The 11994-nt window shown below is 71.9% G+C and carries 13 protein-coding genes; 5 read left to right on the forward strand and 8 right to left on the reverse strand.

From position 1 onward, the window contains the following. Positions 1–3: 3 nt before the first annotated feature. Positions 4–594, reverse strand: coding sequence for a pyridoxamine 5'-phosphate oxidase family protein (locus ACFV3I_RS11380; protein WP_206251164.1), 591 nt, complete (start codon positions 592–594; stop codon positions 4–6). Between the two features lie 40 nt (positions 595–634). Then, positions 635–2233, reverse strand: coding sequence for an ABC-F family ATP-binding cassette domain-containing protein (locus ACFV3I_RS11385; RefSeq protein ID WP_136030182.1), 1599 nt, complete (start codon positions 2231–2233; stop codon positions 635–637). Positions 2234–2396: 163 nt separating this feature from the next. Here ACFV3I_RS11385 and ACFV3I_RS11390 point away from each other — a divergent pair, with 163 nt between their 5' ends. From ACFV3I_RS11390 to ACFV3I_RS11405, 4 genes are all read left to right on the forward strand, one after another. Further along, positions 2397–3014 carry a VTT domain-containing protein gene (locus tag ACFV3I_RS11390; protein ID WP_247638995.1) on the forward strand — a complete coding sequence of 206 codons (618 nt, stop codon included), beginning with the start codon at positions 2397–2399 and terminating at the stop codon, positions 3012–3014. A 5-nt stretch (positions 3015–3019) separates the two neighbouring features. Then, positions 3020–4309 (forward strand): sensor histidine kinase, encoded by a 1290-nt coding sequence (locus tag ACFV3I_RS11395; RefSeq protein ID WP_247638994.1) that lies wholly within the window; start codon positions 3020–3022, stop codon positions 4307–4309. After that, positions 4306–4977, forward strand: a complete 672-nt coding sequence (locus ACFV3I_RS11400) for a response regulator transcription factor (RefSeq protein WP_136030177.1) — start codon at positions 4306–4308, stop codon at positions 4975–4977. Before ACFV3I_RS11395 ends, ACFV3I_RS11400 begins: the two co-directional genes overlap by 4 nt. A 96-nt stretch (positions 4978–5073) precedes the next feature. Beyond that, positions 5074–6369 (forward strand): acyltransferase, encoded by a 1296-nt coding sequence (locus tag ACFV3I_RS11405; RefSeq protein WP_378822847.1) that lies wholly within the window; start codon positions 5074–5076, stop codon positions 6367–6369. Positions 6370–6372: 3 nt separating this feature from the next. Here ACFV3I_RS11405 and ACFV3I_RS11410 read toward each other — a convergent pair whose 3' ends face one another. Continuing rightward, a complete protein-coding gene (locus ACFV3I_RS11410; RefSeq protein ID WP_247638992.1) occupies positions 6373–6966 on the reverse strand; it encodes an energy-coupling factor transporter transmembrane protein EcfT in 594 nt (197 codons plus the stop codon). Next, positions 6963–7667: an energy-coupling factor ABC transporter ATP-binding protein gene (locus ACFV3I_RS11415; RefSeq protein ID WP_378822849.1), complete on the reverse strand. Its 705-nt coding sequence runs from the start codon at positions 7665–7667 to the stop codon at positions 6963–6965. The genes ACFV3I_RS11410 and ACFV3I_RS11415 overlap by 4 nt, the downstream gene beginning before the upstream one ends. A gap of 51 nt (positions 7668–7718) precedes the next feature. Between ACFV3I_RS11415 and ACFV3I_RS11420 the strand changes: the two genes are divergently transcribed. After that, positions 7719–8303 carry a TetR family transcriptional regulator gene (locus ACFV3I_RS11420; protein WP_247638991.1) on the forward strand — a complete coding sequence of 195 codons (585 nt, stop codon included), beginning with the start codon at positions 7719–7721 and terminating at the stop codon, positions 8301–8303. On the opposite strand, the gene ACFV3I_RS11425 is transcribed toward ACFV3I_RS11420, so the two are convergent. The 4 genes from ACFV3I_RS11425 to sufC form a co-directional block, all read right to left on the reverse strand. Continuing rightward, positions 8266–9636 carry an MFS transporter gene (locus ACFV3I_RS11425; protein WP_247638990.1) on the reverse strand — a complete coding sequence of 457 codons (1371 nt, stop codon included), beginning with the start codon at positions 9634–9636 and terminating at the stop codon, positions 8266–8268. The two genes, ACFV3I_RS11420 and ACFV3I_RS11425, sit on opposite strands and share 38 nt — an antisense overlap. After that, positions 9633–10787 (reverse strand): MalY/PatB family protein, encoded by a 1155-nt coding sequence (locus ACFV3I_RS11430; protein ID WP_136030167.1) that lies wholly within the window; start codon positions 10785–10787, stop codon positions 9633–9635. Before ACFV3I_RS11430 ends, ACFV3I_RS11425 begins: the two co-directional genes overlap by 4 nt. A 94-nt stretch (positions 10788–10881) precedes the next feature. Then, a complete protein-coding gene (locus ACFV3I_RS11435) occupies positions 10882–11211 on the reverse strand; it encodes a metal-sulfur cluster assembly factor (protein ID WP_017202280.1) in 330 nt (109 codons plus the stop codon). A gap of 10 nt (positions 11212–11221) precedes the next feature. Then, the gene (sufC, locus tag ACFV3I_RS11440) at positions 11222–11992 is read right to left on the reverse strand and encodes a Fe-S cluster assembly ATPase SufC (protein ID WP_101845421.1); all 771 of its coding nucleotides are present in this window, start codon (positions 11990–11992) and stop codon (positions 11222–11224) included. Positions 11993–11994: the final 2 nt, after the last annotated feature.

Below are 11994 nucleotides of genomic sequence, written 5' to 3' on the forward strand. Positions count from 1 at the left end.
CGCTCAGGTGCCGGTCGTACCGCTCACGTGCCGTCCCCAGCCGCCCGGTGCCACCTCGTACACGATCCGAGTGTGCCGTCGATCGGTCGCCCCCTGCCAGAACTCCACCCGCGAGGGCTGCAGGCGCCACAGCACCCAGTCCCCGGCGGCGACCCCGTCCCGCGCGGCCGGAGACCGTGCGGCCAGGTCGGCCGCGCTCTCCGCGGGCGTCGCCTCCCGCACCGGCCCGCGGAGCCGCACCGCCCGGGCGAGCGGCTGCCACCAGAAGTTCAGTGCCGCCACGGCGTGCACGGCGAGCTGGACGCCCTTGCCCGACGAACGAGGCCCCGCGAACGCCCATCCGCGGGCGTCCGCATCCTTGAGGAGGAGCGTGCGCGCATCCGGCATGCCGTCGCGATCGACCGTCGCCAGGGTGGCGGCGTGCGGCTCCGGCACCCCCTGATCGGCAGCGAGCCGGATCCACGAGAGGAACAGCGGCAGGGGCTCCGCCGGGAGCGCGGCGACGTCGACCGGTCGCCCGCGACCGGTGAGCGCCGGCCGGCTCCGCAGCCATGCGCGCATGTCGGACGGATGGTTCGGCGCGGGCGTGCTCATGCTCCCGATGATGTCACGCCGTCGCTCGGGCCGCGCCGGGTCAGGCGAGCTCGATGAGCTCCTGGTACTCCTGGTTCCAGATGTCCTCGACGCCGTCCGGGAGGATGAGCACCCGCTCCGGGTTGAGCGACTGCACCGCTCCGGGGTCGTGCGACACGAGCACCACGGCGCCCTCGTAGTGCGCGAGCGCCCCGAGGATCTCCTCGCGCGACGCCGGGTCGAGGTTGTTGGTCGGCTCGTCGAGCAGCAGCAGGTTGGCCGACGAGACCACGAGCGTGGCGAGCGAGAGGCGGGTCTTCTCCCCACCGGACAGCACCCCGGCGGGCTTCAGGACATCGTCGCCGGTGAACAGGAACGAGCCGAGCACCTTGCGCGCCTCCGTCTCGGTGATGTGCGGAGCGGCGGAGACCATGTTCTCCAGCACCGAGCGGGAGACGTCGAGGTTCTCGTGCTCCTGCGCGTAATAGCCCACCTTGAGGCCGTGCCCCGGCTCGAGCTGGCCCGTGTCGGGCTGGTCGACCCCGGCGAGCATCCGCAGCAGCGTCGTCTTCCCTGCGCCGTTGAGTCCGAGGACGACCACCTTCGAGCCGCGGTCGATCGCGAGGTCGACATCGGTGAAGATCTCCAGCGAGCCGTAGGACTTCGACAGCCCGGACGCCATGAGCGGGGTCTTGCCGCAGGGGGCAGGCTTCGGGAACCGCAGCTTCGCGACCCGGTCCTCCTGCCGCACCTCGTCGAGTCCGGCGAGCAGCTTCTCGGCGCGCGCGATCATCTGGTGCGCGGCCGCGGCCTTCGACGCCTTGGCGCCGAAGCGCGCGGCCTGCTGCTGCAGCGTCGTCGCCTTCTTCTCCGCGTTCGCGCGCTCCTTCTTCCGGCGCTCCTCGTCGGCGGCGCGCTGGCGCAGGTAGTTCTTCCAGTTCATGTTGTAGATGTCGATGACCTGGCGGTTCGCGTCGAGATAGAACACGCGGTTCACGGTCTCCCCCACGAGCTCGACGTCGTGGCTGATGACGATCAGGCCGCCCTTGTAGTTCTTCAGGAACTCACGAAGCCACACGACGCTGTCGGCGTCGAGGTGGTTGGTCGGCTCGTCGAGGATCATCGTGTCGGCGTCGGAGAACAGGATGCGCGCCAGCTCGATGCGCCGACGCTGACCGCCCGACAGCGTCGAGAGCGGCTGGTCGAGGATGCGGTCCGGCAGCGAGAGGTTGTGCGCGATCGACGCGGCCTCCGCCTCCGCGGCGTACCCGCCCTGCGCCTCGAACCGCTCCGTGAGCGTGGCGTAGCGCTTCATGGCCTTCGCCGCGACCGCCGGGTCGTCCGAGCCCATCGCGAGCGACGCCTCCGTCATGCCGAGGTTCAGCTGACCGAGGCCGCGCGCGTCGAGGATGCGCGTGCGCGCGAGGTCTTCGGGGTTCCCGGAACGCGGGTCCTGCGGCAGGTAGCCGAGCTCACCCGATCGGGTGACCGAGCCTCCGGAGGGCAGCACATCCCCCGCGAGCACCTTGGTGAGCGTGGTCTTGCCGGCGCCGTTGCGCCCGACCAGTCCGATCTTGTCTCCGTCGCCCACGCGGAACGACACGTTCTCCATCAGCAGGCGCGCGCCAACGCGGATCTCGAGGTCGTGCACGGCAAGCACAGCGGACGTCCGTTCCTTCGGGGTGGGTGAGCGGCCGATCGGCCAGCCTCCCAGTATATGCCGCCCGGAGAGCCTCACCGCCCGGCAAGATCCCTCCCGAGAGTGAGAGCCGGAATACCGCAGAGGGATGCCCGCTGCGCGACCGCCCGCCTACCGTGCAGGAGTGGACATCCTCAACGAGCTCATCATGCAGGCGATCGCCTCCCCCTGGCTGTACCTGGTGCTGTTCGCCGTCACGGTGATCGACGGGTTCTTCCCGCCCGTGCCGAGCGAGACCGTGCTCGTCGCCGCGGCCGCCGTCGCCGCATCCACCGGCGACGGAAACCTGCTTCTCCTGGGGCTCGTCGCGGCGGTCGGTGCCGCCATCGGCGACAACCTCGCCTTCCTGATCGGACGCCGGCTGGGCACCTCACGATTCGCCTGGATGCGGCGGCCGAGGGTGGTCACGGCCTTCGCATACGCCCAGCGCGCGCTCGATCGACGCAGCGCCACGCTCATCCTCGGCGCGCGGTACATCCCCGTCGGTCGCGTCGCGGTGAACATGTCCGCGGGTGCGCTGGGCTTCCCCTGGCGCCGGTTCCTGCCGCTGAGCCTCATCGCGGGCGCGAGCTGGAGCATCTTCAGCCTCGCGATCGGGCTGCTCGCCGGTGCATGGATCAAGGACCAGCCCCTGCTCAGCGCCCTGCTCGGCATCGGCGTGGCCCTGGTGATCGGTGTCGTGGTCGACCGGATCGCCGCCGCCCGTCGTCGCCGTGCGCCCGTGGCCCACCTGGCAGGATGAGAGTCATGGCACGCCGCCGAGCCCGACCCCCGCGCGCGCCGCGGATGAACCGCCGCACCACCGCCCTCGCGGCGCTGTATGCGGCGGTCGTCGTGCTCTACGCGCTGCTCGTGCCCCTGCAGACCGTGCTCTCCGGCACCCCCCTGCCGCTGACGTTCCTCGTCGGCGCGGCGCTGTGCGGAGCGCCGCTCGTCGCCCTCGCCCGACCGCGCACGGCCATCGCGCTGTTCACCGCCGCGACCTTCACCCTGCCGCTCCTCGTGGTGCCCGCGCAGGCCATCCAGTCGCCGTGGCCCTGGTCGGTGCCCGCGCTGCTCACCTTCCTCCTGTTCGTGGGCGTCGTGACTTTCGTGCACGGCGCGCGCCTCGGAGCCGTCGCCCTCGTGCTCGGGGCCCTCACGTCGCTCACGGCTCCGCTGCTGCGCGTCGACATGGTCGCCAGCGACGCGTCAGCGGGGAGTGCGACCGCCGATCTCATCGTGACGTCGTCGCTCGCCGCGGCCATGTACCTCATCGCGGTGCTCGTCGCCGGACGGGTCCGCGTGGCCCAGGAGCTCACGCGTGAGCGGGAGCACAGCGCGCTGGAGGAGTCGCGCCGCGCGCTCGTCGAGGAGCGCACGCGGATCGCACGCGAGCTCCACGACGTGGTGGCGCACAGCATGTCGGTCATCCAGGTGCAGGCGTCGACCGCGCGGTACCGGCTGCCCGGGCTCGACGACGCCGCGACGGCCGAGTTCGAGGACATCGCCGCGACCGCCCGCACCTCGCTCACGGAGATGCGACGCATGCTGGGGGTGCTGCGCACGGAGGACCAGCACGCCGAGCTCGCCCCGCAGCAGGGTCTCGACGACATCCCCGCGCTCGTGGACAGCATCCGCCGCGCCGGCGTCGAGGTGGGGCTCGTGATGGAGGGCGCGGACGCCGCGTCCGCCGCGGAGCCCACCGTGCAGATCGCCGCGTTCCGCATCGTGCAGGAGGCGCTGAGCAACGCCGTCCGTCACGCGCCGGGGGCCCGTGTCACGGTGCGCGTGCACGGGGACTCGGCGGCGCTGCGGCTCGTCGTGCAGAACGCCGCGCCGCCGCGACCGCCGGAAGCCCACCCCGGCGGCTACGGGCTGCGGGGAATGCGCGAGCGCGCGGAGATCCTCGGCGGCAGCCTCTCCGCCGGCCCCACGGACGACGGCGGCTGGCGCGTCGAGGCGACCCTTCCCCTGGCCAACGGCTCGACCCCGACCACCGCCGACCACGGCATGACGGCAGCCCCACCGGCCGCAGCAGACGAGGAGACCCCGTGACGATCAGCGTGCTCATCGCCGACGACCAGGCGATGGTCCGTGCGGGTTTCGCCGCCCTTCTCGACGCCCACGACGGGATCCGCGTGGCCGGACAGGCCGCGAACGGCGCCGAGGCCGTGGCGCTGTCTGCACGGCTCGATCCGGACGTGATCCTGATGGACGTGCGGATGCCGGAGCTCGACGGCATCGAGGCCACGCGCCGCATCCTCGGCACGTCGTATCCCGCCGCTCACGTGCCGCGCATCCTGATGCTCACGACGTTCGACATCGACGACTACGTCTACGACGCGCTGGAGGCGGGCGCGAGCGGCTTCCTGCTCAAGGACGCCCTGCCCGAGGAGCTCGTGCACGCGGTGCGGGTGGTCGCGGGCGGCGACGCCCTGCTGGCTCCGAGCGTCACCCGCCGCATGATCGAGCAGTTCGCCGGACGACGCCCGCGCGCCCCCCGCTCCGCGACCGTGCTGGCGGAGCTGACCGATCGCGAGCGCGAGGTGCTGGTGCTGATCGGTCGCGGCCGGTCGAACTCCGAGATCGCCACGGACCTCTTCATCGCGGAGCAGACCGTGAAGACGCACGTGGGCAAGGTGCTGTCCAAGCTCGGCCTGCGCGACCGCGTGCACGCGGTGATCCTCGCCTACGACACGGGCCTGGTCGAGCCGTCGTCCTGACTCCCCCCACGGTAGGGGTCTGATCGACACCGCAGGGTGATGCCGCCGCGGACACCCCGTCCCTAGCCTCCGAGGACACCGTTCCGAGGAGGACCCATGGCCATCGTCCAGGCGCTGCCCGCCGCCGCTCCCCCGCCCGCGCCGTCCGCACGACGCGACACCGGCATCGACTTCATCCGCGCGCTCTGCGTGCTCGGCGTGGTGGTGCTGCACGCCATCATGGTGGGCGTCACGGTGGCCGACGGCGCCCCGGTGTTCGAGAACGCGAGCGACGGCACGGGATGGATCGCACCGCTCAGCTGGGTGCTGCAGGTCATGCCGCTGTTCTTCGTGATCGGAGGGTTCTCCGGGCTGCTCGCCTCCCGTCGGCTGCGGGCGAGGGGCGCGAGCACCCTCGACTTCCTGACCGCACGGGTACACCGGCTGCTGCGTCCCGCAGTCATCACGGTCGCCGCGGTCGGCGTGGCACTGGCCGTCCTGACGCTCCTCGGCGTCCCGGCCGAGCTGATCGCGGTCGCGGGCTTCCGCTACGGGCAGCCCCTGTGGTTCCTCGGGGTCTTCCTGCTGTGCCAGCTGCTGCTGCCCGCCCTGGCGGCCCTCCACGAGCGTGCTCCGCTGCGCACGATCGGAGCGCTCGCGGCCGCCTCAGTCGCGGTGGATGCGCTACGCGGCGTGACCGGCGTGGCAGGACTGGGGTTCCTCAACCTCGCCTTCGTCTGGCTCACGCTGCAGCAGCTCGGATTCTTCCTCGCCGACGGGCGCATCGACGCCCTCGCCCGCCGCACCCGGGTCGCCGTCACCGCGGGCGCCGGAGTGCTCCTCACCGTGCTCTTCATCGCCGGCGTGTACTCCCCCGACCTCATCGCCAACATCAACCCGCCCACCGCCGCGCTCCTGCTGGTCGGCGTGGTCCACACGGGCCTGCTGTCCCTGCACCGCGAGCGGATCGCCCGGGCGAGCAGCACCGCCGCGGCGGCCGCGTTCACGCGATTCGTCACCCGCCGCACGATGACGATCTACCTGTGGCACATGCCCGTGCTGCTGGCGATGGCCGGCGTGACCGCAGTCGTCGCCCTCGGCACCGGTGCCGCTCTCCCGGCGCTCGACGGCCCGGAGTGGTGGCTGACACGCCCGCTGTGGCTGCTGTCGGCGCTGGCCCTGACCGCAGGGGTGGCCGTCGCCGTCGACCGCTTCGAACGACAGCCGGCGCCGACGGGCACCCGATCGTCCGGGCGGCTGGTCTCGGCCGGGCTGCTCGGGCTCGGCGGCGTGGTGCTGCTGCTGGTCGTGGGCACGTCCGTCACGACCGCGGTCGTGGCCGTGGCCCTGCTGATGGCCGCGCTGCGCCTCGCCAGGGCGGCCGAACCGGTGCCAGCGCTCGCGGTCGGGTGAGGCTCAGGCCACGCCGCGCGCGGCGAGGGCGTCGCCCACCCGGTCGGCGTGCCGGAGGGTGAGCACGAGGAGCGGCACCGCCGCGCGCGGCCCTAGGCGCACCCCTCGAGCGCGCTCGGCCTCACGGAGCCGGTGGACGAACGCCGCGACCACCGGCACCATCGTGAGCGTGAGCGACAGCGTCAGCGCGACGACCTCCGGATCGACACCCCAGCGACGCAGCGGCCGCAGCACCGTCTGCAGCACATCGAGCAGGTCGGACATCCGGGTGGTCATCGTCACCAGTGCGGCGACGAGCAGCAGCGCCGCGACCCGACTGGCGCCGACCCACGCGGCGATCGGCGAGACGAACACCGCCAGCATCACCCCCAGCACGAGGAGGATCCATCGCAACCGCCACAGTTCGACGAGCAGCGTGCGCGGACTCTGCCCTCCGAGCGGATAGAGCACGACCGTGGCGGCGAGGGCCACGCTCACGACGACGGGCTGCGGCGGAAGCAGGGTCAGACCGAGCGCGCAGAGCACGAGCCCCGCGAGCTTCACCCCCGCCGGCAGGCGATGCAGCACGCTCGTGCCGGGGCGGTAGAGCGAGATCACGCGGACACCCGGCAGTACTCGTCGATCACCGCATCCGGGTGACCCACGGCCACGGCTCGCCCGCCCTCGAACAGCACGGCCAGGTCGCAGCGCGCGGCCAGGTCGAGGTCGTGCGTGGCCACCACGACCTGCGCCTCCTGCGCCATCAGCAGCTCCGCGATGCGCCGGGCGTTGCGCCGGTCGAGAAGCGTGGTCGGCTCGTCGGCCACGAGCAGCCGCGGCTCGGTCACGAGCACGGCCGCCAGCGCGAGCAGCTGCTTCTGCCCGCCGGACAGCGACAACGCCGGCACGTCCGCGTGCGCCTCGAGCCCATGCACCGCGAGGGTCTCGCGCACGCGTCGGTCGACCTCCGCGCGCGGGAGGCCCCGCAGCGACAGGGCGAGATCTTCCGCGGGCGTCGGCATGAGGATCTGCGCGTCGGGATCCGTGAACACGAAGCCGACGCGGCGTCGGAGCTCCCGCGTGTCGCGCACCACGTCGAGCCCGTGCACGACCGCAGTGCCCGCCGTCGGCACGACCAGGCCGTCCAGCACACGCGCGAACGTCGACTTTCCCGAGCCGTTCGCTCCGATCACGGCGATGCGTCGTGCCGTGAGGTCGAGGCTCACGTCATCGAGGATCGCCCGGCCGTCGACCTCCACCCGCACGTGCTCCAGCACGATCGATGCGGCGGCTTCCTCGGCCCGACGCTGCTCGCGCACTCCCACCTCCTGAACACCGTTCACCTGAACGCCGTTCACTATAGTGGGGTCATGACCCCCGAGCCCAATCCGGCCCGACACGACCGCGACAGCGTCGCCCGCAGCGCTCTCGCCCTGCTCGACGAGGTCGGTCTGGCCGACCTCTCGATGCGGCGCATCGCCGCGCGGCTCGACGTGCAGCCCAGTGCTCTCTACTGGCACTTCGCGAGCAAGCAGGAGCTGCTCGCCGATCTCGCCGACCGCATCACCGCGAGCGTCCCCCGCGGAACCACCGGCGTCCTCGCCACCGCCCGCGGCCTGCGGGATGCTCTGTTCGCCCACCGCGACGGCGCCGAGCTCGTGCTGAGCACCTACGCGCTCCAGCTCGGCTCGGCGCACGCGCTCGACGCGCTCATCGCCGCGCTGCGGAGCGACGGCGCCGACGATCCCGAAACCCGCGCGACCGCGATCCTTCACTTCGTCCTCGGCCACGCGACGCTCGTGCAGCAGCGCATGCACGCCGACAGCCACGGCGCCCTGCCACCCTCGGACGAGATCGACGTGACGGCGGGTCTCGACCGCGCGTTCGACCTGGGCGTGCGGGCGCTCGCGGGCGAGGTCAGCGCACTGCGGGCTCCGCGGCGTGCCCGAGCCTGAGACCCGGCACGAGCGCCAGCAGCACGAGACCGAGACCGAACGCGAACACCACGCCGAAGGCACCAGGACCGCCGCCGAGGGTGGCCACGGCGAGCCCCGCGACCGCGATCGCGACCGCGGACCCCGTCGCGTCGGAGATCGACAGCGCCGAGGAGTTGAACCCCTGGTTCGACTCGTCCGAGTAGGCCAGCGTGAGCACCGTCAGGCGCGGATACAGCAGCCCCATGCCGCCACCCGCGAACGCCCACCCGAGGATCACCACGACGGGCGACACCGGGAACACGGCCGCCGCGAGCACCGCCAGCATCGCCACCAGGAGGGCTCCGAGGCTCAGCAGCGTGATGCGGCGGTTGCCCAGCCGCTCGCCGTAGCGCCCCTGCAGCGCCGAGGCTCCAGCCCACGCGAACGCGGCGAGCATGAGCGCCACCCCCGCCCACGTGGCGGTGAAGTCGTACTTCCGGATGAGCAGGTAGGGGATGTAGGCCTCCGCCGCGAAAAACGCGCCGGCCGCCACGCCGCGCATCAGCACGACGCTGGGCAACCCGGCTCCCGCGTGAAGGGTACGGGCGGGGAGCAGCGGCAGCACCGCGACGCCGATCCCGAGGATCGCGGCCACGGCGACCGGCCAGCGCACCCCGTGGTCGAGCTCGGCCGAGACGCCGATCACCACCGCCAGCGCCGCCACCACGACGGCCAGCAGCAGGCGGAGGCGCAGCGCACGCCGGTCCTGGGGTTCACCGCCGCCCAGGTCGACACCACGCAGCCGGACCGCGATCATCAGGAAGGCGATCGCGGTGAGCACCGCGACGCCCAGGAACGCCCAGCGCCAGTGCAGGTACTCCGCGACCGCTCCCGCGAGGAACGGCCCCACCATCGACGGGACGACCCAGGCGGCCGCGAACGCCGCGAACACGCGCCCGTGCAGCTCCGGCGGGTAGAGCCGCGCGACCACGACGTACAGCGCGACCGTCTGACCGCCGGTGCCGAGCCCCTGCACGAGCCGACCGATCAGGAACTGCGGCATCGACGTCGCGAAGCCCGAGATCAGCAGGCCGACGATGAACAGCGCCACCGCCACGTACAGCGCGCCGCGCGGCCCGCGCGCGTCGGACCAGGCACCGGTCGCGACCATCCCGATCACGCTCGTCGCAAGGGTGCCGGCGAACGCGACGGCGAACAGCGCCTCACCGTCGAGCGCCGCACTCACGATCGGCATGACCGTGGTGACCGCGAGCGCCTCGATCGCGGCGAGGAAGATGAGCGCGACCGCGCCCACCGTCACCCAGATTCGGCCGCGATCCCAGATCGATGCGACGGGCTGCGGCGCGGTCATCGCTCCACGAGCGCGGCGATCCGCTCGACGGCCTCCGTCAGGATCTCCGGGCTCGTCCCGAAGTTCAGTCGCACGTGGCCCGCTCCCTCGGTGCCGAACGCCGGGCCGAAGTGCAGGGCGACCTTCGCATCCCGCAGGATCCGCCGCGCGGGGTTGTCGCCCCAGCCCAGAGCCGACAGGTCGATCCAGGCCAGGTAGCCCGCGTCCGGGATCCGGTAGCGGGCACCGGGAAGATGCCGCGCCAGCAGGTCCTCCAGGAGCACACGGTTCTGGTCGAGCGTGTCGAGCAGCCCGTCCAGCCACGCATCGCTCTCCTCCGCGAACGCTGCGACCGAGGCGAGCAGACCGAACTGACCGGTGCGCCACTCGACCTCCACGGGGAGCCCTCGCACCACGGCGCTGGTGTCGTCGTCGGCCGTGACCATCAGCGCACACTTCAGGCCGGCGAGGTTGAACGCCTTGCTGGCGCTCACGACCGCATAGCCGACGCGTGCGGCCGTCTCGCTCGCCGCGAGGAAGGGCGTGAACCCGGTCCCCGGCTGGGCGAGCGGCGCGTGGATCTCGTCGGACACGACGGCGGCGCCGTACTCGGCAGCGATCTCCGCCAGCGCGGCGAGGGCGTCTCGGTCGTGCACCGTGCCGGTCGGGTTGTGCGGGTTGCACAGCAGGATCGCGGTCGCACCGTCGTCGAACGCCCCGCGGATCCCGTCGAGGTCGAGCTCCCACCCCGTGCCCGTGTCGCGCAGCGGCACCCGCAGCACCTCCGCACCGGCCTCCTCCACGAGGTCGTAGAACGGCGGGTACACGGGCGGGGTGACGACGACCCGCTCCCCCGGCTGCGTCACGCGGCGCAGGATCTCCACGATGCCCATGCTCACGTCGGCCGTGCTGCGAGTGCGAGCGGGATCCACCGCCCAGTCGTAACGGCGGCGCGCGAAGCCCGCGAACGCCTCGGCCAGCGGCGTCTTCGAGGCGATGTACCCCGTGTCGCCACGCTCGACCGCACGGTGCAGGGCCGCGGTGATCGCGGGGGCGAGGGGGAAGTCGGTCTCGGCGACGAAGAGCGGAAGCACATCGGCGGGGTACTCGCGCCACTTCTCGCTGCTGCGCTCACGGAGTTCCGCCAGGGACAGGGCCTGAACATGCAACATTCGATCTCCCGAGTTCTCGTCCCCGCCTCACCGCGGAGTCAGCGAAGCGGGCGCGTCTCCGCGCCCGCTCCGTCGTGCATCACTGTCTTCAGCGTCAGATTGCGAATCCCAGCGCGCGCATCATGTCGCGCCCGTCGTCCGTGATCCGCTCCGGACCCCACGGCGGCATCCACACCCAGTTGATGCGGAACCGGTCCACGACGTTGTCGAGAGCCTGCGCGGTCTGGTCTTCGAGGACGTCGGTCAGCGGGCAGCCCGCGCTGGTCAACGTCATGTGGATGACGAGAGCATCGTTCTCGTCATCCCAGGCGAGGTCGTAGATGAGGCCGAGGTCGACGACGTTGATCCCGAGCTCCGGGTCCATGACGTCCTTGAGCGCCTCGGTGACCGCGTCGTACTTCTCATCCGTGAGGGTCGCTGTCATACGGCTCAGCCTACGCCTCGATCGGGGCGGAAGGGTCGAGGAACCGGTCGTAGCCCTCGTTCTCCAGCCGGTCGGCGAGCTCGGGCCCGCCCTCTTCGACGATCTTGCCCGCGACGACGACGTGCACGAAGTCGGGGCGAATGTACCGCAGGATCCGGGTGTAGTGCGTGATCAGGAGCACGCCGAGTCCCGTGGACTCCTTGGCACGGTTCACGCCCTCGGACACGATCTTCAGCGCGTCGACGTCGAGACCCGAGTCGGTCTCGTCGAGCACGGCGAACTTCGGCTTGAGCACCTCGAGCTGCAGGATCTCGTGGCGCTTCTTCTCGCCGCCGGAGAAGCCCTCGTTGACGTTGCGCTGCGCGAACTTCGGGTCCATGCGCAGGTTCGCCATGGACTCCTTGACGTCCTTGGTCCACTGGCGGATCGAGGGCGCCTCGCCGTCGAGCGCGGTCTTCGCCGTGCGCAGGAAGTTCGTCACGGTGACGCCGGGGATCTCCACCGGGTACTGCATCGCGAGGAAGAGCCCGGCGCGGGCGCGCTCGTCGACGCTCATCGCCAGCACGTCCTCACCGTCGAACGTGATCGAGCCGGAGGTCACCGTGTACTTCGGGTGACCGGCGATCGTGTAGGCCAGGGTCGACTTGCCCGAGCCGTTGGGGCCCATGATGGCGTGGGTCTCACCGGTGTTCATGGTGAGGGTGATTCCGTTGAGGATCGGGGTGGTCCCCGCCTCGGTCTCGACCGTCACGTGCAGGTCGCGGATCTCGAGAACAGACATTC

The sequence above is a fragment of the Microbacterium sp. NPDC059771 genome (genome assembly GCF_042732495.1).
In the GTDB taxonomy this organism is placed as follows: Bacteria; Actinomycetota; Actinomycetes; order Actinomycetales; family Microbacteriaceae; genus Microbacterium; species Microbacterium sufflavum.